Raw genomic sequence first — 21171 nt, 5'->3', positions numbered from 1 at the left:
TAACATCACCCCCGCTTTTACCGTTGTTTTAAAAAAAATACATTCAAATTTGCGGGGTAGTCAATGAAGTCCAATTTTTGTCGTGGAATGCGGCGTGCCAGCGTGCGCGCGCCGAAAGCGTCCTCCATTACGGTGGCGGTGGCGCTGTGGTTTCCGTTCGGTGCGTCGGCGGCCGAGTACCTTGTCAGCAGCGATGCCGAGCTGCGCGCGGCACTCGCGAGTGCCAATATCGACGGCGATGCAACGGCTACCATTCGGCTAGCCGCAAGCTTCACCATTACCAGTGCCGCGTCATCGACGTTTCCGTCGCCAACCAAGCCGATCATCTTCGATACGCAAGGCTTTGTGCTGACCCGAAATGGCTCGACCGCCGGGTTCACGGGGGCCGGCGGGCCCAGGACGTTCTATGGGACATACGTGGGAGTGACCGGCGCCGCCCCAGGCGTCGGCCTCACGCTGGCGAACGGCACGATCGTCAGTAGCGGCTCGGTAACGGGCGGTACCCAGACCACCAGCGGCGGCGCTGCCGGTGCCGGCATTACCCTGGCCGGTTCCATCACGCTCACCAACAACGGCGCCGTCAAAGGCGGAGGCGCCACTGCCGGTACCGCGGGCACGGGTATCACCGTCGCCAGCGGTGGGAGCGTCGTCAATGCCGCATCGGGCACGATCGTCGGCGGCGATGGCAATGGCGGCACCGCGGGCAACGGCGTCGCGTTCTCCAACGCGCTGGTCGCGGGCTCGCTCGCGAACGCGGGCACGATTCGTGGCGGCGACGACACGAGCGGCGGTTCGGGCGGCGGGAATGGTGTGCGTTTCGCGAATAGCGGCACCTTTACCGTCGGGAACACAGGACTCGTGGAGGGCGGCCGAGGCGCGGCGGCGATATTCGTGCCGTCCGCCTCGAACGTCGCGCTTGGCATCGTGAATGCCGGGACGATCCGCGCCGGCGAGGGTGCGGTCAATGCGATCCAGTTCAGTGGCACGGCCAGCGGCCGCGCCACGCTCGAACTGCAAGCCGGCTCCCACATCGTCGGCAACGTCGTGGCCAGCCAGATCGGCGTGAACGATGCGTTCCGCCTGGGCGGCGCGGCCAATGGCGTGTTCGACGTCTCGGCCATCGGCGATACCGCGCAGTACCGCTACTTCGACACGTTCGTGAAAACCGGCGCGAGCACATGGGCGCTGACCGGCACGGGCACCGTGACCGCGCCGTGGACCGTGGAGCAGGGCACGCTGCAGATCGGCAACGGCGGCACGAGCGGCAGCCTGGCCGGCAACGTTGCCGTGAACGCGGACGCCACGCTCGCGTTCAATCGCTCGGACCGCTACACCTACGCCGGCATCGTGTCGGGCGCGGGCGGCCTTGCGCAGAACGGCACGGGCACGACCGTGCTGACGGGCGCCAGCACGTACACGGGCCCGACTGCGGTCAACCTCGGCACGCTGGCCATCGACGGTTCGATCGCCAGCGCGGTGACGGTCGCCGCCGCCGGCACGCTGGCCGGCGCCGGCACGATCACCGGCAATGTCGCCAACGCGGGCATGGTGTCCGGCACGGGCACGATCGCGGGTACGCTCACGAACGAGGGCACCGTCGCGCCGGGCAACGGCTCGGGTGTCCTGACCGTTGCCGGCAACTATGTCGGCAACGGCGGGACGGTGCGCGTCAACACGGTGCTCGGCAACGACAGCTCGGCGACGGGCCGGCTGGTCGTGAAGGGCGATACGTCGGGCAGCAGCACCGTGCGCGTGACCAATGTCGGCGGGGCGGGCGCGCCGACCGTCGAAGGCATCAAGATCATCGACGTGCAGGGCGCGTCGAACGGCACGTTCGCGCTGGCGGGCGACTACACGTTCCAGGGCCAGCAGGCCGTGGTCGCGGGTCCGTATGCCTATCGGCTCGTGAAGCATGGCGTGTCCACCTCGACCGATGGCGGCTGGTACCTGCGCTCGTCGATCGTCGATACGCCCGCGGCCAGCTCGGAGATGGCGGCCGCCGCGGCCGCAGCCGCGCCGCTGCTCGCGCCGACCGTCCCCGTGTACGAGGCCTATGCAAGCGTCCTGCAACGCTTTAACGAACCCGGCACGCTGCAGCAGCGCGTGGGCAACCGCTCGTGGTCGCCGAATGCCGCGGTGCCCGCGGAGCAGGAGGCCGGCAAGCCGCTGATCGGCCGTGGCGTCTGGGCGCGCGCGGAAGGTTCGAACGTGCACGTCGATCCGTCCACGAGTACCACGAGCGCGAGCTACAACACGCGTATGTGGAAGTTCGAGGCCGGCGTCGATGCGCCGGTGTATTTGGGGGATGCCGCCGGGGCCGCCGGCACGCTGGTGGTGGGGCCGACGTTCCACTATGGCGTAGCCAACGCCAACGTGTCGTCGATGTTCGGGCAGGGCGCGATCGATGCCACCGGCTATGGCTTCGGCGCCAATGCCACGTGGTATGGCACCAATGGTTCGTATATCGATGCCCGCGCGACGGTGAGCTGGTACGACACCGACCTGCGGTCGTCGACGCTTGGCACCAGACTGGCCAACAACAATCGTGGCAACGGCGTGGCCGCCAGCCTCGAGGCCGGCCATCGGCTGCCGCTCGGCGGCAGCTGGTCCGTCACGCCGCAGGCGCAGCTGGCCTGGTCGCAGGTACGCTTCGACGCGTTCACGGATCAGTACGGCGCCACGGTGTCGCGCGACAACGGCAACAGCCTCGTGTCGCGCCTCGGCGTGTCGCTCGACCACGAGACCACATGGACGGGCGGCAATGGCAAGACCCGGCGTTCGCATGTGTACGGCATCACGAACCTGTACTACGACTTCCTGAACGGCACGTCCGCGCATGTCGCGAACCTGAGCGTGGTCAGCAAGGAGCAGGCATTGTGGGCGGGCCTGGGCATCGGCGCATCGATGAACTGGGACGACGACCGCTACACGGTCTACGGCGAACTCGTCGCGCGCACGAGCCTGCAGGACTTCGGCGACAGCAATGCGGTGAGCGCCAGGCTCGGGGTTCGCTACAGGTGGTAAGGCGGGGTTGACAGGGGATTGGTGCGCTTCTGGCAACGGTTTGTCGATCCGCGCGGCGCTACCGACAGGAGCCACCTCCCTTTTACGATTCGTTCAGCGCCGTTCAACCTTGGTGCCATCCTTACCCGGAGCATGCAAATTGAAGCCTGAACTCATCACCCCGTCGCACGATGCGAACCGTCGGAAGCTGATCAAGGGCAGCGCCGCCGCGATGATCGCGGCGGTCGTGCCTGCCGCCTCGATGGCAGCCGAACGCGGCAGCTTTGCGCCGCCCGCGGGCGTGGCCTTCGTCGGAGCTGGCGCCAAGCGCACCGCGAGCACCATCACGACCGCCGATGGCGTCGATCTCTACTACAAGGACTGGGGCCCGAAGAACGGTCCCGTCGTCACGCTGAGCCATGGCTGGCCGCTGTGTTCGGACAGCTGGGAGAGCCAGGCGTACTTCCTCGCCGCGAACGGTTTCCGCGTCATCGCGCATGACCGGCGCGGCCACGGCCGCTCCAGCCAGCCGTGGGACGGCAACGACATGGACCACTACGCCGACGATCTGGCGACGGTCATCAACACGCTCGACCTGAAGCACGTCACCGCGGTCGGCTTCTCGACCGGCGGCGGCGAAGTGGCGCGCTATATCGGCCGCCACGGCACCTCGCGCGTGGCGCGCATCGGCCTGATCTCCGCGGTGCCCCCGCTGATGGTCAAGACGCCCGCCAATCCCGGCGGCGTGCCGATCGAAGTCTTCGACAAGATCCGCGCGGGCATGATCGCCGATCGCTCCCAGCTGTTCCGCGACATTGCCAGCGGCCCGTTCTACGGGTTCAACCGCCCGGGTGCGAAGGTGTCGCAGGGCCTGATCGAATCGTGGTGGATGCAGGGCATGATGGGTGGATTGCAGAACACCTACGAATCGGTCCGTGCCTTCTCGGAAACCGACTTCACCGCGGACCTGAAGAAGTTCGACAGGCCGACGCTGATCGTCCACGGCGACGACGACCAGATGGTCCCGCTGGACGTCGGCGGCCGCGCCTCGAAGAAACTGGTGCCGAACGCGACCCTGAAGATCTACAAGGGCGCTCCGCACGGTTTGGCGGAAACGCACAAGGACCAGCTGAATCAGGATCTGCTGGCATTCCTGCGGAGTTGAGGGCCGCGGGGGATGCCCGCCGTGCACGCGTGCAAAATGTACAAACGGGCCCCGGGAAATCAACTACAACACAGTCAGGCTAGCCAGTCTTGAAAGCAGGGGGGCGACATGCACGCCATTCGTTGCGCTTCATTGGTCACGAGCTTGATTGTGGCGGTGGCTGGCCTTTGCGGCGAGCTCACCGTGGCGCGCGCCGCAGCGCAACAAGACAAGCCCCCGGCCGCGCAGCGGCCGCAATCGCCCGCACGCCAGCTCAGCCTGACCAACAAGCCATGGCAGGGCGATTTCGACGCGATGATGGAACGTCGCGTCATTCGCGTGCTGGTCCCCTATAGCCGAACCCTGTACTTCAATGACAAGGGCCGGGAGCGCGGTGTCACGGCGGACAATGTCCGCGACTTCGAGCGCTATATCAACAAGGCTTATGCCAGCCGGCTCGACAAGCGGCCGATCACCGTCTTCATCATTCCCGTCACGCGTGAGCGTCTGCTGCCGGACCTGAGCGCGGGGCTGGGCGACATTGCGGCAGGCAATCTGACCGTGACAGACGCACGCGCGAAGCAGGCCGACTTCGTCGTCGCGAAAGATAGCAAACCGGTTCAGGAACTCGTGATCACGGGGCCGAAATCTCCGGTGCTCAACGCACTCGACGACCTTGCGGGCAAGACCGTGCACGTGCGCCCGAGCAGCAGTTACCACGAAAGCCTGACGGCGTTGAACGATCGATTCCGGCAGGCCGGGAAACCGCCGGTTCGGCTGGTGGCGCTGCCGGAGGCGCTGGAAGACGAAGACGCCCTGGAAATGCTGAACGCGGGCACGTTGCAGATACTGGTCGTCGATGACTGGAAGGCACGCACGTGGGCGCAGATTCTGCCAAACATCAAGGTGCACGAGAATCTGGCGGTCAGGGAGTCGGGCTATATCGGCTGGGCATTCCGCAAGAACAGCCCGCAGCTCAATGCCGTGCTCACGGACTTCTACGTCAACTACATCAAGAAACAGGGGATTGCCGCGTACAGGCTCAAGCAGTACATGAAGGTCATCAAGCAGATCTCCAACAACACGAACGCAGCGGAGATCAAGCGCTTCGGAGACACCGTCGCGCTCTTCGAGAAGTACGGCAAGCAGTATGACTTCGATCCTCTGATGCTGGCGGCACAGGGGTTCCAGGAATCGCAGCTGAATCAGAACGCGCGCAGTCACGTCGGCGCCATCGGCATCATGCAGATCATGCCCGCCACCGGCAAAGAGCTGAACGTGGGCAGTATCACGATCACCGAGTCGAATATCCACGCCGGCGCCAAGTATCTCGATCGGCTCATGACGCGTTACTTCCCGGACGCCCACTTCTCGGGGACCAACCGATCGCTCTTTGCTTTCGCCAGCTACAACGCCGGACCCGCAAAGATCTCGAAGATGCGCGCCGAAGCGAAGGAGCGCGGGCTGGACCCGGACCGGTGGTTCAACAACGTGGAGATCGTCGTTGCCGAGAACATCGGTATCGAAACGACGACGTATGTGCGAAACATCTTCAAATACTATGCGGCCTACCGCCTCATAGCGGACGCCCAGGCCGCCCGGGCGGGCGCGATGGAAAGCGTCAAGTGAGGGGGCACGAGGAGAGGGACGCCACAACCCGGCAGCGTACGGCATGTGCACTGCGTCAATTGATCGGTGCAAACAACTATTGACCCGCCTATATCCGAGAAGGTCTAGTCTCAGAAACTCCCTGTCCATTCCGAGCGGAGACTCTCTGAGGAGTATTTGATGAAATTGGCGGACACACGGGTCGGTACGCGGTTGGTGGCAGGGTTCTTCTTTGTACTCGTACTGCTGGCGATCATCGTCGGCATTGCGTGGTGGCGCCTGCATGCAAGCTCCGGGGACGTCTCCACGATGATGAACGACGTGCTCGTGAAGGAGCGCCTGGCATCCGAATGGGCTGCCAGCACCAATGTGAATGGCGCTCGAACCATGATTCTCGTGGAAACCACGGATTCGGAGCGGCAGAAACAGATTCAGGCGCAGATCAAGGAAACCAGCAGCAGGATCAGCGAGATCCAGAAGCGGCTCGAGTCCCTCGCGCAAGAGACCGAGGAGCACGACTTCTTCGCCATGATCGCGGAGAAGCGTAGTGCGTATATCGCCGCGCGGGACCGCGTATTCAAGGAAAAGGCCGTCAACGAAGCGAGTGCCCGCAATCTGATGCGCACGAGCCTGGAGCCGGCATTGAGCGCATACGTGGCCGCCATCGGGAAAATGACCGCCCATCACTCGGCGCGCAGTGCAAGCATGAGTGAAGACATCCTTCGCCTGTCACGCGCATCGCAGCAGCAAGTGCTGATCCTCGGCGGCCTGGCGGTGCTCCTGGGGCTGGGCATGGCGTTTGTTATCTCGCGCAGCATCAGGAAGCAGTTGGGCGGCGAGCCGGCCTATGCGGTCGAGGTTGCGCACCGCATCGCGGCCGGCGACCTGACCAGCACCATCCGCGCTGCGGGCGGGTCGGCGGAAGACAGCCTGCTGAATGCGATGGAAATCATGCAGGGGAGCCTGGCGCGGATCGTGAGCGATGTGCGCAACGGCACCGACACCATCGCCACGGCATCGAGTCAGATCGCCGCGGGCAATCTCGAGCTTTCGTCGCGTACCGAGGAGCAGGCTGCTTCGCTGGAAGAGACGACGGCGTCGATCGAGGAGCTGACCAGCACGATTCGCCAGAACGCCGAGAACGCCAGGCAGGCTAACGCGTTGGCGGTAACGGTCTCCGACGTCGCGATGAAGGGCGGGGCCGTAGTGTCGCAGGTCGTGGAAACGATGGGATCGATCAATGCGTCCTCCAGGAAGATCGTGGACATCATCGGCGTCATCGAGGGTATCGCGTTCCAGACCAACATCCTGGCCCTGAACGCGGCGGTGGAAGCCGCGCGGGCCGGCGAGCAAGGGCGGGGATTTGCCGTCGTGGCGGGCGAGGTGCGAGGGCTTGCCCAGCGATCGGCAGCCGCGGCGAAGGAGATCAAGACCTTGATCGACGACTCCGTGGCGGAGGTCGATCACGGCAATCGGTTGGTCGGGGAGGCGGGGGTCACGATGGACGAGATTGTCTCGGGCGTCAGGCGCGTAACGGACCTCATGGGCGAGATCACGACAGCCACGCGAGAGCAGTTCGCGGGGATCGAGCAGGTGAACCACGCGATCGTGCAGATCGACGAGGTCACCCAGCAGAACGCCGCACTGGTGGAGCAGGCATCCGCGGCGACGCAGTCGATGCAGGAGCAGGCGCGCACGCTGGCCGAAGCGGTCAGGGTATTCAAGCTCGAAGCGGGCGCGACGCAGGGTGCCGATGCGGATGCCAATACAGGTCCCGATACTCGCGGCCGGGCGTCTTCTCCGGGATGGGCGCTACGTGTCGAAGCGGTATAGCAGGGCAGGGTTCGTTGCGAGGATGCTGTCCCGCACCGGCTGCGGGAACCAGCGCGAGAGCAGGTTCACGAGTGCGGCATCGTCGGGCTTGGCCGACTCCGTGGCATGCGGCCAGTCGGTACCCCATACGAGCCGCGACGAGAAGCGGTCGGCGAGGCTCGCGACGAAATCGTCAAGCCGATGCAGGTCGGGGCTGCCGTGCGGTACCGCCATGTAGGCGCCGGATAGCTTCAGCCACCCGTGGCCGCTGCCGAGCAGCTTGCTGACGGCCCGGACCATGAGTGGCGCTAGCGACGGTTCGGTGCAGGCGCGGGCGAAATGATCGACGACGATGTCGACACCAAGCCCCAGCAGGGGATCGACTTCCTGCAGGAAGTCATCCGGCAGCATGTGGACCTGCAGATGCCAGCCAAGACGGCGAAGCCGTGCGGCCAGGGGCTTCGCCATCGTGATGTCGGTCGCGCCCTTCTGAACGAGATTGAGGCGTGCGCCGACCACGCCGGCGGCGGCGAGCTGTTCCAGTTCGCGGTCGGGAGTGTCCGGCGTGACCACCGCCACGCCGCGCGCCGACGGACCGAAATACTGCAATGCCGCGAGCGTGGCCCGGTGGTCGGTACCATACGACGACGGCTGGACGATCACATTGCGGCGCGTGCCAAGACGCGTGCGAAGTCGTTCGTATTGCGCTGGCGTCGCGCCACCATGCGTCAGCACTGCGTTCCGCGCAAAAGGGAGCGCTGGGTCGAAGATATGCATGTGGCAGTCACAGGCGTTGTCGGGCATGACGAACGCCGGTGCGTCAGTACCTGCCGAGTGAGGAACGCTGTCCGTCATTGCGTGACGCCTCCTGGTTCGTTGGCGGCTTAGCGCCTGGCTGCCGCCGTGGTGTTCCAGAACCGGTAGGTGCGTTCCAGTTCGGATCTGGCGTCGGGAATCGACGAAGACTCCACCAGATCCAGCGACATGTCGCTGACCTGCTTTCGTACGTCCGGGTCGGCAAGCGTCTTGCGCAAGGCGACGTTGAACTTGTCCGCGATCGCCGCGGGCAGGTTCTTCGGCGCGAAGAACGCGTTGAAGCTGTTGAGGTTCAGGCCCGGCACGCCGGCTTCGGCAAAGGTCGGGACCTCGGGTAGCAGTTGAGAACGGTTGTCGCCCGTGACCGCGAGCAGGCGCACCTTCTTCGCGCGCGCCATGGTGACCGCTTCCGGAGAGCCGGTCACGCCAGAGGCGAGTTGGCCTCCGATGAGTTGCGGCATCATCAGCGCGGACCCGTTGAAAGGAATGGCTTCGATCGCAACGCCTGCCTTTTTGCCGACGCTGCTGCCGATGAGATCCGGCATTCCGCCCATCAGCGGCACACCGTAGTTGCGCTTGCCTGGGTCGTCCTTCGCGAGCGCCATGAACTGCTGAAGCGTCGTGGCGGGGCTGGTGGCCGGCACGGAGAGCACCCACTGGAAGCGGGCGACGGTACCGAGGGCCGTGAAGTCCCGCAGGGCGTCATACCCGGCCGTCGGTGTGATCAACGGGACGATCACGACGGAGTGGTCGAGGGCAAGCAGGTACACGGAGCCGTCGGCCGGTGCGTTCTTGACGTAAGCGGTGCCAATCTGGCCGCTCGCGCCCGGGCGGTTTTCCACGACCACCGTGTGGCCCAGCTCCCTGGCGAGGCCGGGCGCGAGCAGGCGAGCGAGCGCGTCAGTGGCGCCGCCCGCCGCGAATGGTACGACGATGCGGACAGGGCCGTTGTATTCCGCGGCGTACGCGGCAGTCGATACGGTCGTGCTCAGGGCAAGCGCTACCAGCATGCGCATCAGGATGTGCATGAATGTCTCCGTGATGGTTGGGAAAGGCGCCTCTGTGAGCGCTCGATGGATGCAAGAGGGCGCGCCCGCCGCGGGGCGCGTGGCAACGTCAACGGAGGCCGAAGCGCTCCAGGGTTTCACCGAGCTTGAGCAGTTCGACCATCGTCTTGCCTTCCTTCAGTGCAACGCGCATGGCTTCTTCTTTTTCCTCGCGCGCGATGCTCTTGTCGATGACGCTCTCGACCTCATCGGGAGAGACCACCACCAAACCGTCACGGTCGCCCACGATGATGTCGCCGGCATGGATCTGGGTGCCGCCGAAGTGCAACGGTACGTTGACCTTGCCAGGCTGGTTCTTGCCGGTGCCCTTGATGGACAGCCCACGGCAGAACACGGGGAAACCCATCTCGATGATGGCGTTGCCATCGCGGACCGAGCCGTTCACGACAAGGCCCGCAAGGCCAAGTTCGAGCGCGGCGAGGGTCAGAATGTCGCCCCAGGGACCTGCTTCGAGAAAGCCCTTGGCGTCGACGACGAGCACGTCACCGGGCTTCGTCTTGGTCAGGGCGTAGTGAATCATCAGGTTATCGCCGGGGCGGATATCCACGGTGACCGCCGGGCCGGCCATGCGGCGTGTCGGGTCCAGGGGCTTGAGCCCCGAATCGAGCGCGCCTTTCTGGCCCTGCGCTTCGTGGATGGTGGCGGTGCCCAATGCCTTAAGGCGGTCGATCTGTTGCGCGCTGGTGGACATGTCGTCTCCGTTCAAAGTGAATGCTGCGTGCTGGCGATGTGCGCATAGTACAAAATAAAAACAATTTGGTTCAAGGATAAGTTGCCTCGGTGCGGGTAAACGTGGAAGAAGGCGCGGGTGAATGCGGTGGTAGCATCGGCTCGACGCGGTTTGTGTACATAAAAAGTACAGCATCGCCGTGCGCGCCACTTGCCGCGCAGCGCAGCGCGCCGCATTTGGTAGCATTGCGGCGCGGGCCGCTCGATGCGGTCCTGTGGGGAGTGACCCCGAGACTCGCGTCAGGAAAATCAGAAACGTGATGAAAAAAGGCAGCGAACGGACCTACGAAGTGCTGAAGAAGCGAATCGTGGCGGGGCACTACACGGCGGGCACGCAGCTCAAGGAGGAGCACATCGCCGAGGACATCGGCGTAAGCCGCACGCCAGTGCGCGCCGCCCTCAAGCGACTGATCGACGACGGCCTTGCCGTGCAGGAGGCCGGGCGCGGTGTGTTCGTCGCCGGGTTCACGCGCTGGGATATCGAGGACATGTTCCGTCTGCGCATTCGCCTCGAACCCTTTGCCGCACGGCTGGCGGCGGAGCGGGCCGATGCGTCCGCCGTCGCGCGCCTGAAGCAATGCAATCAGGAGATGGCCGGCGCGATCGAAGGGGCGCGCGATTCCGAGCGCGGGATCGAGGCGGTGCAGGCAGCGAACAGTCGATTCCACCGTTTGATTCTCGATGCCGCGGGGTCCCAGCGGCTGAAGACGATCCTCGAGACCATGATCGATATGCCGATCATCACACGCTCGTTCTTCCTCTACGAATACGACGACCTGCTACGCAGTCTGCAGCACCACCGCGATATCGCCATGGCGGTCGAGCTGCATGATGGCGACCTGGCCGAGCAGCTCATGTCCGTTCATCTGCTGGTGTCGAACCAGCGGTTCATGAGCCGGCGGCTGGACAGCTTCGAATCGCGTACGGATGGCATACAAAAATAGAACAATTTGGGGTCTGCCACGCACGCCGCCCCGTGTGACGAGCGCCAAATCTTCCACGTTTACCCTGCAAATCTAGAATTGTCGTTGTTCTGACTGTATTTTTTTTGTACTCTTTGGCTTCATTAGCAAGGAGGCAGTCTTGAACATTGCAATCATCGGCCTGGGCGAAGTCGGCCGCTGCTACGTCAGCGCGCTCGCCACGATTCCGGGCACCACCTTCCAGTTCTGCGACACCCATTTGTCGCAGGCAGGCCGTGAGCTCGCCACGCGCTTCGACCTCGTTGTTCACGATCAGATTGGTCCCTGGCTTGCCGATGCGGACTGGGTGCTGTCGTGCGTGTTCGGCGCCGTGGCGCTCGATGTGGCAGGGGAGTGCTTCGGGCAGATGAAGCTCGGGGCGCGTTATGCCGATCTGACGACGGCCAGCCCCGCGGACAAGCGCGTGGCGGCCGTGCGCGCGAAGGCCCAGGGCATCGGTTATGCGGACGTCGCAGTCATGGGCGCGATCTCGCTGGCGTTGTCGAAGACGCCGCTGCTGTGCGCAGGCGATGCCGCGGACGACTTTGCGTCACTGATTCAGCGTTCGGGCGGCAATGCGCGCGTCGTCGAGGGCGGTGCTGCAGGCGATGCCATCTCGTTGAAGGTCCTGCGCAGCGTGTTCACCAAGGGGATGGAGGCGCTTGCGGTGGAACTGCTGATGGCGGCGGAGAAGCAGGGCGTGCGCGCAAAGCTGTATGGCGTGCTGAAGGACATCGACGACAGTCCGCTCGAAGATTTCATCAACATGCTCGTGCGCACACACACGATTCATGCGCGACGCCGTACGCACGAAGTGGTGGAAGCACAGAAGGAATTGCGCGGGGCGGGACTGACATCCCTCGTGCTGCCCGGCGTGGAGGCTCGCTTCGCCAGCACCGCCGCGTCGATCGAAGCCAGCCCGGTGGGAGAGAACCCGTCGCTTGAAGACGCGCTTCAATGGCTCCTCCGGCACGCTGCATAACGACAAAAAAGCATCACCACGATAAAGAATCTCGGAGACGGAACATGCGTACCCTCTATCTCGCCGCAACGGCAGCGATCCTTGCCACGACGTTCGCGGTGCCTCCCGCCCATGCCGCAGACAAGTACCCGAACAAGCCCGTGCGGATGCTGGTGGGCTTTCCGCCCGGCGGTTCAGCGGATATCAACGCCCGCATCGTCGCACAGGGACTGGCCTCTCAGCTTTCCGGATCGATCGTCCCCGACAACAAGCCCGGCGCCGGAGGCAATATCGCGGCCACGGAGGCCAAGCGCGCGGCGCCCGATGGTTACACGATCTTCTACAGTACCTCGGCCATCGTGCTCGCGCCGTCGCTGTACCAGAACGTCCAGTTCGACGCATTCACGGATTTCGTGCCGATCAGCCTGACCGCCAACATCCCGCTGGTCCTCGTTACGACGCCGAACCTGCCCGTGAACAACGTCAAGGAGCTCGTCGCCAACGCGAAAGCCAATCCCGGAAAATTGAACTACGCATCGTCCGGTGCGGGAGCCTTGCTCCATCTCGGCGGTGCGCTCTTCGCCAAGGAGATGGGCATCCAGGCAACGCACGTCGCCTACAAGGGCAGCGCGCCCGCCATTACGGACCTGATTGCAGGCGCGACGCAGTTCATGTTCCTGCCGCTCAACGAGGCCACGCCGCATATCAAGGCCGGCAAGCTGAAGGCGCTGGCGATCACGAGCAACAAGCGCACGCCTATCCTTCCGGACGTGCCCACCATCAAGGAAGCGACTGGCCTGGACGCTCTGGTGATGGGCGCATGGCAGGGCATTCTCGTACCGAAGGGCACGCCCGATGCCATCGTCGCGCAGCTCCGCGATGCCACCGCTCATGCGTTGCAGGACAAGTCGGTGCGTGCCAAGCTGCAGGACCAAGGCTCCGAAATCCTGGGCGGGACGCCGCAGCAATACACTGACTACATGAAGAGCGAATCGATCCGATGGGCTCGGGTGATCAAAGAATCCGGCGCGAAGATCGAATAACGTGGCAGCGCGCACTGCGTGGTGCCTAAGCCGGTGGCGGGATAAAGGGCATCCGCAGGGCAGGGGGGAGAGATCGTCTTCCGCACATCCCGATGGAGTTCGTGCGAAGTTGCAATACCGGGCGTGGCCGCGCGCAATAGTCTTGTGCTCGCGCCACGCACGCCGTGCGGCGCGCTCAACCCTCTCGGAGATCGCCTGCCATGAAGCTCTACTACCATCACCTGTCCGGCCATTCGCACCGCGTGCGCCTTCTCCTGTCGCTGCTGGGTGCGGCGTACGAGCCCATCGAAGTCGACCTCGCGGCCGGCGCGCACAAGTCCCCCGAATACCTGAGGCTGAACCGCTTCGGGCAGGTGCCGGTTCTCGTCGATGGCAGCGACGTCATCGCGGATTCGAATGCGATTCTCGTCTATCTTGCCAAGAAGCTCGGCAAGACGGACTGGCTGCCGGAGGCGCCGTTGCAGGCTGCCGCCGTGCATCGCTGGCTGTCCATTGCGGCAGGCGAAATCGCCTACGGTCCCGCCGCCGCGCGGCTGATCACCGTATTCGGTGCGCGCTATAACGCCGACGAAGTCATCGCGCGCTCGCACGCGATTCTCAAGCTGATCGAGGCGGAACTGGAAGGCAACACCTTTCTCGCGCTCGGCCATCCGACGATTGCCGACGTGGCGCTATATGGCTACATCGCGCGCGCGCCGGAAGGCAACGTCGATCTGTCTGCCTATCGAAACGTGAATGGCTGGCTGCAGCGGATCGAATCGCTGCCGGGATTCATCGCGTTCGACCGGACGCCCGTGGGGCTCACCGCCAACCAGTGAAGACAGAAGCCGACGGAGGCCTACGATGGCAATGGACAACGGTAGCGAGCCGGCTTCGCCCTGGCATGCGGGTGAGCTTTCGATGCAGCGCCAGCTCGGCGTCGCAGAACGGATGCGCGATGTCGGACGCCGCGTGATTCGCGACTATATGCCGGACCAGCACCGCGAGTTCTTCGCGGGACTGCCGTTTCTGGTGGTGGGCGCCGTGGATGCCGACGGTCTTCCCTGGGCCACCGTGATCGCCGGTCAGGCAGGTTTCATTCAGTCGCCGACGAGCACGTCGCTGCGCGTCGATGTCGTCACCGATCCGCGCGATCCCGCCAGCGTGGGGCTGGCTGACGGTGCCAGCATCGGCTTGCTCGGCGTGGAGTTCCATACGCGCCGCCGCAACCGCATGAACGGCGCGGTGGCCAACCGGACCGACACGGGATTCGACGTGACGGTGGCCCAGAGCTTTGGCAACTGCCCCCAGTACATCCAGCTGCGAGCGCCGGCGTTTGCGCGGGATCCGTCGACGCCATCGCCGGCGCCAGCGGAGCGGATGGCCGCGCTTGGCCCGCGCGAACGCTCGCTGATCGGCGCGGCGGATATGATGTTCGTCGCGTCGTACGCAGATGGCGAGCATGGCGGCCCGCGACAGGTGGATGTATCGAGCCGGGGCGGCAGGGCCGGCTTCGTGCGCGTGGACGAGAACGGCAGGCTCACCGTGCCGGATTTCGCGGGCAACCTGTTCTTCGCCACGCTCGGGAACTTCCTCGTCAACCCGCGCGCGGGCGTCACCTTTGTCGATTTCGAGACGGGCGACATGCTCCAGTTGAGCGGCACCGCTTCGGTCTCGCTCGACGACCCCGAGATCGGCGCCTTCCAGGGTGCCGAGCGGCTATGGCATTTCACGCCGCAGCACATCGTGTACCGGCCCGATGCCCTGCCGGTGCGCTGGACGTTCCTGGAGAACGGTTGGTCGCCGAACTCTTTGATGACCGGGAGCTGGGACCAGGCCGCCGAGCGCCTGAAAGCCGCGGCGTTGGCCAACGCATGGCGGCCGTTTCGCGTCGTGGACATCGTGGACGAATCCTCCACGATCCGCTCGTTCCACCTCGAGCCAGACGATGCCGCCGGCATGATCCCGCACGCGGCGGGACAGCATCTGCCTATCCGCGTCACGCCGCCCGCCTGCGGCAAGCCCGTCATCCGCACCTACACGATCTCCGTGGCGCCGTCGGACGGCCGGTACCGGATCAGCGTAAAGCGGGAGGGCGTCGTCTCGACCTATCTCCACGACGCGCTGCGCGTGGGCAGCGTGATCGAGGCACGCGCGCCTGCGGGACAATTCGTCGTCGATGCGGCCGAGCGCCGGCCGGCCGTATTTCTCGCCGCTGGCGTCGGCGTCACGCCGCTGCTCGCCATGCTGCGGCACGTGGTGTACGAAGGACTGCGCAAGCGCAGGGTCCGCGAGGCGTGGATGTTCCACGCCGCGCGGTCGCTCGGCGAGCGCGCGTTCACCGAGGAACTGCGTGGCCTTGTCGATGCGTCCGGAGGCAAGGTGCGATGCGTGCGTGTGCTGTCGGAGGTGGAAGACGCCGTGGAAGGCAAGGACTACGACATCGCCGGGCGCATCGATGTTGCGGTGCTGCGCCGTACGCTGCCGTTCGACGACTACGACTTCTATTTGTGCGGCCCCCCTGGTTTCATGCAGGCCACCTACGATGGATTGCGCGATCTCAATGTGGCCGACGCACGGATCCATGCCGAAGCATTTGGGCCGTCCGGCCTGACCCGGCGACCGGACGCCAGCGCTGGCCCGATTGCCGCGGGACCGGTCAGAAGCGCCGCGCAAACGTCCACGCCGGTCGCGTTCGTCCGCTCCGGCAAGGAGGCACGCTGGAGCCCCGGCGGCGGCTCCCTGCTGGATCTCGCGGAGTCGCGCGGGCTCAGTCCCGAATTCAGTTGCCGTGGGGGCACCTGCGGCACCTGCCGTACGAAAATCGTCGAAGGCGCCGTGGCCTATGCGGTCGCCCCTGGCTATCGCACGGAGGAGGACGAAGCGCTCATCTGCTGCGCCGTGCCCGCCGACCCGTCTTCCGGCGGCGGCGCACGCCTGCTGCTCGATCTCTGAACGATAGCGGCAGTCTGCGCTGAGGTAAGCTAATGCCCACGCCATCACAGCGGGAACTGAGGAACATGGGCATTCGCGAGATCGAGATCTTCCGTGCGGTCATGACGTCGGGCAGCATGAGCAAGGCGGCAGTGTTGCTGGGCGTTTCCCAGCCTGCCGTGAGCCAGGCAATCCGCAAGCTCGAGACCGCTGCCGCCGTCAGCCTGTTCGCGCGGACGCGCGGGCGGCTCGAACCCACCTTCGCCGCCAGCGCGCTCATGAGCGACGTGGATCGGTTCTTCGCCGGATATGAATACATCGAACATCGCATACGCAGCCTGCGCTCGTACGGGCTCGGACGCCTGACCGTCGCCATCAATCCGGCGTTCGGGCTCGGCTTCATCTCGCGCGCGATCGCCGCCTTCGAAGCCGAAAAGCGCGGGGTGCAGATATCGCTCCAGGTGATGAACACGCATGAGGTCCACGAGACGGTGTCGGCCGGCAAGGTCGAGTTCGGCCTGATGGCGGCCGGCCTGTCCATGGCGGGGCTCGAACACTCACCATTCGCGCACTTGCGCGCGGTAGTCGTGATGCGCGACGGCCATCCGCTCGCGCGCCGGCGCACGGTGACACCCCGAGACCTGGAACGGCAACCGTTCATCGCGCTCAATTCGGCGGACCCGACGCGCATCTCGCTGGAGAACCAGTTCGGCGAGAGCGGCGTCTTTCTCAAGCCGTTGGTCGAGACACCCAATTCGCACACGGTTTGCGAACTCGCACTGGCCGGTGTGGGCGTCGGCGTATCCCATCCGCTCGTTGCCGCCGACTACATGCAGAGAGGACTGACCATCCGGCCGCTCTCCGTCGACGTGGTGCTGAATAGCGTCATCGCCTTTCGCGCGGGAGCGCCGCTGTCCGAGCACGCCAAGGGCGTCATTCGCCAGATGCGCGTGCAACTCGCGCAGGAGTCTTCCGCGCTTGCCGCGAAGATGGCCGCCTGAGGTTGCCTGAGGTTGCCACGTCCTATAAGCGCAGCTTATCGACCACCCCGTCGGGCGATATTGCGTTGCGGCGAAGCGCTTACGAAAATGGTTGGGCGCATCACCTATAAGCCCTGCCTATGGACGCCGATATCCCACCTTTGCCCATTACCGACGCCGAAGCCGAGTGGCGGGGGAATACGCGTGTGTTGCCCGGGTCGGGCGTATTTTCCTGCGCATGGGGCCGGTGGAGCGACCGTCGCCGCGAACCGCGCATGCTTACATCGCCGGTATTGGAGCGCTACTACACCATCGAGGTCTTGTTATCCGACACGATGGTGGACTGCTATATGGGAGGGAGCGGCGCCTTCACGCGCGGCGGGCATTTCGGCGCCGCGCAGGTGACGCCGCCCGGCGAGCGGTTACGGTGCCGCGTCGAGCGACCGATGGAGTCGGTGATTCTGTATGTCCCCACCGCCACGATGCGTGACACGCTGCATCGCTGCGGGCAGGACGTACCGGATGGGTTCGCGCTCGAGGACCCTTGTTTTCGCGCGGATCCGATCCTGGGGCGCTTCGTCGGCGCGCTGGCCGAAGCGGCGAGCCTGCAGGATCCCTCGACCGCGCTGTTCATCGACCATGCATGCCGGACCGTCGTGGCGTATCTTGTCCGCGCGCAACTGCAATCGACGCGCACGCCAGACAGGTCCCTGGGGTTGCAGGCATGGCGCCTGCGCAAGGCCCTCGACTTTATCAGCGCCAACGCCACCGAGGCGATTTCGCTGCAGGCCATGGCGGACCACGTGGGGCTCAGCCGGATGCACTTTGCCGCGCAATTCCTGTTGGCGACGGGCATGACGCCCCATACCTACCTGACGGAAGCCCGGCTCGAAATTGCAAAGCGGCTGCTATCGGAAGGCCAGCTCGCGCTGGCGGCCATCGCGGTCGATACCGGCTTCCACTCGCAAGCGCATTTCACCAACGTGTTCCGCAAGGCCACGGGCACGACGCCGGGCCGATGGCGGGCGCGAGCCATGGATGCGGCCTTCGGCAGGACTTGCTGACGCGCGCCGTGCCGGGCGATCGCGCGTATAAAGAATCGTAATGTCGCCATGACATCCCCATAATTTACTAATCGCTGCGCGAACCCTAGAGTCGTGTCATACCAACGACATGCATGGGAAGGCGCCAATGGGGTACACAGCGATAGAGAAGATCATGGGCCGCGTAAGCCGCGATCCCATGCACCGCGACGGCGTCGAGGCCGACGCCTTGTTGTTTCCGGATCCTGACATGGTCATGATCCATGACGGACTGCTGCGTGAAGCGAAGCAGACGCTGGACGCCATCGGTATCGACCGGATTCATGCCCCCGAGAAGACCATGGTTGTCAGCGACCATGACGTCCTCTACGGCAGCGCGCGGGCTGCCGAGCGCGGGGCGTACAACCGCAAGGCGGTCAAGCGCTGGAAGATTCAGAACTTCTACGATGCCGGCCGAGGCGGGCACGGCCATATCTTCCCGATGGAAGAGGGGCTCGTTCTGCCAGGCATGTTCTACTTCGACAACGACACCCACGCGACGAATGCCGGCGCGGTCGGCGCGGTGGGCCTGCGTGTCGGTAACGAGATCGCGCGGGTACTTGCCACGGGGACGACCTGGATCACGGTGCCGCGCAGTGTCCGCCTGGAGCTGCGGGGGCGCCTGTCGCCGGGCGTGTACGCACGCGATGTCGGCTTCTATCTCGCTCGCGAGATCAAGGCCGGGCGGATTCCGTTCGATCTCGACTACCGTGTGCTCGAGCTGGCCGGCGATCTCGATCAGTTTGGCCTCGGTGCGCGCGTCGCGCTCTGCAGCACACCGACCGAGATGCGCGCCGCGGGCGTCTTCGTGCCGCCCTCCGACGAGGTCCTGCGCTACTGCGGGACGCACGCAAAGCGGCCATTCGAGCCGGTCTTTCCCGACGCGGACGCCCGGTACGAGGCGCAGGCGGCCATCGACCTCTCGAAGGTGGGTCCGCAGGTCGTGCCGCCCGGAGACGTGACGAACGCCGCCGATGTCGCGGCCTCGGTGGGCACGCCCGTGGACCACGCCTTTATCGGCTCGTGTGGATCCGGTATGTACGACGACATGATCATCGCCGCCAGCATACTCAAGGGCCGCAAGCTGGCCGACGGCGTGCGCCTGTTCGTCGTGCCGGGTTCGGAACGTTCGACCACGCGCCTCGTCGCGGACGGGCTCATGCAGGTGTTCCTCGATGCTGGCGCGATCGTGTTGCCCGCGGGATGCGGTCCCTGCAACGACGCCGTGGTAGGTCCGCTCGCCTCGGGAGAGGTCTCGATTTCCACCGCGACCAACAGCAACAAAGGCCGCTTCGGGCCGCGAGATGCCAGCCTCTATCTCGGCAGTCCGGCAACGGTCGCGGCGTCGGCACTGGCCGGACGAATCTCGGACCCACGCACCGCCACCGCGGATGCCGCCTTGCTCGAGCGACTGGAGACCAGCTATGTCTAAGTTCGAATGGGTATTGCGTGGCCGTTGCCACAAGTTTGGCGACGATGTGCCGCACGCTGGCGGCATCGTCCCCGCGCACTTCGTTACCGCGCGCGAAACCGATCCCGAAGTCCTGAAACCGCACCTGTTCGAAGAGATCCGCAGCGGATTCTCCGCGCGATGCCGTCCCGGCGATATCGTGGTGGCGGGCAAACGCTTCGGCATGGGGCCGAAAGTGCCCGGCTACATCGCGATGCGTGCACTGGGGCTCGGACTGGTATGCGAATCCATGCCCGTGCAAGCCTATCGCGCGGCACTGGGAGAAGGTCTTCCGGTGCTCGCACCCAATCCGGGCATCCTCGATCTCTGTGAGGATGGGGACCTGCTGGAAGTCGATTTCGCCACGGGCCTGTTCGTCAATCAGACGCGCGGTACGAGCTTCGGCCTCGCACCGATGCCGGCAATCCTGCGCGATCTCGTCGCGCGGGGCGGCACCGCGGGTTGGCTCTCCCACTGGTGGCAACACGAGGGCGATCCGGCTTCTGCCTGACGCGCCGCACGTATCGCGTCCCCATCTATCTTTCACGTCTTCCGGGAGTCCCCGTGTCGCTTACTGCAAGACCTCGCCATTGGCTGATGGCCGCCGCCGCGGCCCTCGTCGCCACCTGTGCCTCCGCGCAGGATCCCGCGCCGGCTTACCCCGCGCCGGGCCAGACCATTCGCGTCATCGTCCCGGCCTCGGCCGGCGGTACCACCGATATCCTCGCGCGTGTCCTGGCGCGGCACCTCCAGGAAGCATGGAAGGTGCCGGTGATCGTCGAGAACAAGGCCGGTGCGGGCGGTATCGTCGGGGCCTCCGCATTGCTGGCCGCGAAGCCCGACGGCCAGACCGTCATGATGGTGCCCAGCGCCTTCGGCGTGCATGCCGCGCTGGACCGGGCGCTGGCGTACGACCCCCTGCGAGACATCGCCGGCGTCGGGCTGATCGGCCGCTCTCCGGCTTTCCTCGTGGTATCGCCCCAACAGAAGCTGGCCAATGTCGCGCAGTTGATCGCGCGTGCGAAGGCAGCGCCCCAGGGCGTGAACTACGGCTCCGCGGGCGTGGGCAGCACGGCGCATCTGCATGGCGCGATGCTCGCCCGCGTCGGCGGATTCTCGGCGACGCACGTGCCGTACCGCGGTACCCCCGAGGCCATCAACGACGTGATTGGCGGCAGGCTCCTCTATGCCTTCGCGCCGGCACCGAATGTCATCAGCCTCGCCAAGGCCGGCCAGATCGCGATTCTCGGCAGCAGTTCGCCGGAAGGCGCGAGGTTTATCCCGGGTACGCCGACGCTGCCGCAGGCGAGCACGCCGGGCTACGACGGCGCCGACTGGTTTGGGACCGTGGTGTCGTCAAAGGTCCCGAAGGCGGTCCGCGAGAAGTTCGGCAAGGAACTGGCGCGCATCCTCGAGCTTCCCGACGTGCGGGAGGTATTCGCGGGCGTGGGTGCCGAAGCCGTGTCGAGCACGCCCGATCAGATGGACGCCATGCTCAAGCGCTACGTCGGCAACGTCCGCAAGCTGGCCGGCGAGATGCACATCACGCTGGAGTGATGCGGTCCCACCGGGCATTGACATTCATTCGAACCCATATCTTC

Annotated in this window: 17 protein-coding genes; 14 read left to right on the top strand and 3 right to left on the bottom strand. The window is 65.2% G+C overall.

Annotation, left to right across the window (positions count from 1 at the left end; genetic code table 11):
* Positions 1–102: 102 nt before the first annotated feature.
* The 4 genes from AAHB16_RS09580 to AAHB16_RS09565 all read left to right on the top strand — a co-directional run bounded on the left by AAHB16_RS09580 (position 103) and on the right by AAHB16_RS09565 (position 7588).
* On the top strand, positions 103–3024 hold the full coding sequence (locus tag AAHB16_RS09580; protein ID WP_342050719.1) for an autotransporter family protein: 2922 nt from the start codon (positions 103–105) through the stop codon (positions 3022–3024).
* 211 nt (positions 3025–3235) lie between these two features.
* Positions 3236–4168 (top strand): alpha/beta fold hydrolase, encoded by a 933-nt coding sequence (locus AAHB16_RS09575; RefSeq protein ID WP_150377331.1) that lies wholly within the window; start codon positions 3236–3238, stop codon positions 4166–4168.
* 108 nt (positions 4169–4276) lie between these two features.
* On the top strand, positions 4277–5776 hold the full coding sequence (locus AAHB16_RS09570) for a transglycosylase SLT domain-containing protein (RefSeq protein WP_342050718.1): 1500 nt from the start codon (positions 4277–4279) through the stop codon (positions 5774–5776).
* A 159-nt stretch (positions 5777–5935) separates the two neighbouring features.
* Positions 5936–7588: a methyl-accepting chemotaxis protein gene (locus AAHB16_RS09565; protein ID WP_342050717.1), complete on the top strand. Its 1653-nt coding sequence runs from the start codon at positions 5936–5938 to the stop codon at positions 7586–7588.
* On the opposite strand, the gene AAHB16_RS09560 is transcribed toward AAHB16_RS09565, so the two are convergent.
* The 3 genes from AAHB16_RS09560 to AAHB16_RS09550 form a co-directional block, all read right to left on the bottom strand.
* Positions 7568–8302, bottom strand: a complete 735-nt coding sequence (locus AAHB16_RS09560) for an amidohydrolase family protein (RefSeq protein WP_342050716.1) — start codon at positions 8300–8302, stop codon at positions 7568–7570. The two genes, AAHB16_RS09565 and AAHB16_RS09560, sit on opposite strands and share 21 nt — an antisense overlap.
* A 149-nt stretch (positions 8303–8451) precedes the next feature.
* Positions 8452–9411 carry a Bug family tripartite tricarboxylate transporter substrate binding protein gene (locus AAHB16_RS09555; protein ID WP_223851748.1) on the bottom strand — a complete coding sequence of 320 codons (960 nt, stop codon included), beginning with the start codon at positions 9409–9411 and terminating at the stop codon, positions 8452–8454.
* An 88-nt stretch (positions 9412–9499) separates the two neighbouring features.
* Positions 9500–10141, bottom strand: coding sequence for a 4-carboxy-4-hydroxy-2-oxoadipate aldolase/oxaloacetate decarboxylase (locus tag AAHB16_RS09550; RefSeq protein ID WP_150374871.1), 642 nt, complete (start codon positions 10139–10141; stop codon positions 9500–9502).
* Between the two features lie 178 nt (positions 10142–10319).
* Here AAHB16_RS09550 and AAHB16_RS09545 point away from each other — a divergent pair, with 178 nt between their 5' ends.
* The 10 genes from AAHB16_RS09545 (at position 10320) to AAHB16_RS09500 (ending at position 21127) form a co-directional block, all read left to right on the top strand.
* Entirely contained in the window at positions 10320–11123 is an 804-nt protein-coding gene (locus AAHB16_RS09545) for a GntR family transcriptional regulator (protein WP_342050715.1), read from the top strand.
* 139 nt (positions 11124–11262) lie between these two features.
* Complete coding sequence (locus AAHB16_RS09540) at positions 11263–12123, top strand: NAD(P)-dependent oxidoreductase (RefSeq protein WP_150374870.1); 861 nt, start codon at positions 11263–11265, stop codon at positions 12121–12123.
* 44 nt (positions 12124–12167) lie between these two features.
* Positions 12168–13145, top strand: a complete 978-nt coding sequence (locus tag AAHB16_RS09535; protein WP_150374869.1) for a Bug family tripartite tricarboxylate transporter substrate binding protein — start codon at positions 12168–12170, stop codon at positions 13143–13145.
* Between the two features lie 200 nt (positions 13146–13345).
* Positions 13346–13963 (top strand): glutathione S-transferase family protein, encoded by a 618-nt coding sequence (locus AAHB16_RS09530; protein ID WP_150374868.1) that lies wholly within the window; start codon positions 13346–13348, stop codon positions 13961–13963.
* A 25-nt stretch (positions 13964–13988) separates the two neighbouring features.
* The gene (locus AAHB16_RS09525) at positions 13989–16079 is read left to right on the top strand and encodes a 2Fe-2S iron-sulfur cluster-binding protein (protein ID WP_342050714.1); all 2091 of its coding nucleotides are present in this window, start codon (positions 13989–13991) and stop codon (positions 16077–16079) included.
* A 32-nt stretch (positions 16080–16111) separates the two neighbouring features.
* Complete coding sequence (locus tag AAHB16_RS09520) at positions 16112–17059, top strand: LysR substrate-binding domain-containing protein (protein ID WP_342050713.1); 948 nt, start codon at positions 16112–16114, stop codon at positions 17057–17059.
* 254 nt (positions 17060–17313) lie between these two features.
* Complete coding sequence (locus tag AAHB16_RS09515; RefSeq protein WP_342050712.1) at positions 17314–18102, top strand: AraC family transcriptional regulator; 789 nt, start codon at positions 17314–17316, stop codon at positions 18100–18102.
* A gap of 154 nt (positions 18103–18256) precedes the next feature.
* A complete protein-coding gene (locus AAHB16_RS09510; RefSeq protein WP_342050711.1) occupies positions 18257–19552 on the top strand; it encodes a 3-isopropylmalate dehydratase large subunit in 1296 nt (431 codons plus the stop codon).
* Positions 19545–20081, top strand: coding sequence for a hypothetical protein (locus tag AAHB16_RS09505; protein ID WP_342050710.1), 537 nt, complete (start codon positions 19545–19547; stop codon positions 20079–20081). The genes AAHB16_RS09510 and AAHB16_RS09505 overlap by 8 nt, the downstream gene beginning before the upstream one ends.
* Before the next feature lie 53 nt (positions 20082–20134).
* Complete coding sequence (locus AAHB16_RS09500; RefSeq protein ID WP_342050709.1) at positions 20135–21127, top strand: Bug family tripartite tricarboxylate transporter substrate binding protein; 993 nt, start codon at positions 20135–20137, stop codon at positions 21125–21127.
* Positions 21128–21171 lie beyond the last annotated feature (44 nt).

The organism is Cupriavidus sp. OTU4054 (assembly GCF_038440175.1).
Taxonomy (GTDB): domain Bacteria; phylum Pseudomonadota; class Gammaproteobacteria; order Burkholderiales; family Burkholderiaceae; genus Cupriavidus; species Cupriavidus pauculus_D.
The sequence above is the reverse complement of the archived record's forward strand: the minus strand, read 5'-3'. Positions and strand labels throughout refer to the sequence as shown.

Bases quoted from the DNA above. Each gene is read 5' to 3' on its own strand.
- AAHB16_RS09575 (WP_150377331.1), top strand. From the start codon at position 3,236: ATGATCGCGGCGGTCGTGCCTGCCGCCTCGATGGCAGCCGAACGCGGC.
- AAHB16_RS09570 (WP_342050718.1), top strand. From the start codon at position 4,277: ATGCACGCCATTCGTTGCGCTTCATTGGTCACGAGCTTGATTGTGGCG.
- AAHB16_RS09565 (WP_342050717.1), top strand. From the start codon at position 5,936: ATGAAATTGGCGGACACACGGGTCGGTACGCGGTTGGTGGCAGGGTTC.
- AAHB16_RS09555 (WP_223851748.1), bottom strand. From the start codon at position 9,411: ATGCACATCCTGATGCGCATGCTGGTAGCGCTTGCCCTGAGCACGACC.
- AAHB16_RS09550 (WP_150374871.1), bottom strand. From the start codon at position 10,141: ATGTCCACCAGCGCGCAACAGATCGACCGCCTTAAGGCATTGGGCACC.
- AAHB16_RS09535 (WP_150374869.1), top strand. From the start codon at position 12,168: ATGCGTACCCTCTATCTCGCCGCAACGGCAGCGATCCTTGCCACGACG.
- AAHB16_RS09530 (WP_150374868.1), top strand. From the start codon at position 13,346: ATGAAGCTCTACTACCATCACCTGTCCGGCCATTCGCACCGCGTGCGC.
- AAHB16_RS09525 (WP_342050714.1), top strand. From the start codon at position 13,989: ATGGCAATGGACAACGGTAGCGAGCCGGCTTCGCCCTGGCATGCGGGT.
- AAHB16_RS09520 (WP_342050713.1), top strand. From the start codon at position 16,112: ATGCCCACGCCATCACAGCGGGAACTGAGGAACATGGGCATTCGCGAG.
- AAHB16_RS09515 (WP_342050712.1), top strand. From the start codon at position 17,314: ATGCTTACATCGCCGGTATTGGAGCGCTACTACACCATCGAGGTCTTG.
- AAHB16_RS09510 (WP_342050711.1), top strand. From the start codon at position 18,257: ATGGGCCGCGTAAGCCGCGATCCCATGCACCGCGACGGCGTCGAGGCC.
- AAHB16_RS09505 (WP_342050710.1), top strand. From the start codon at position 19,545: ATGTCTAAGTTCGAATGGGTATTGCGTGGCCGTTGCCACAAGTTTGGC.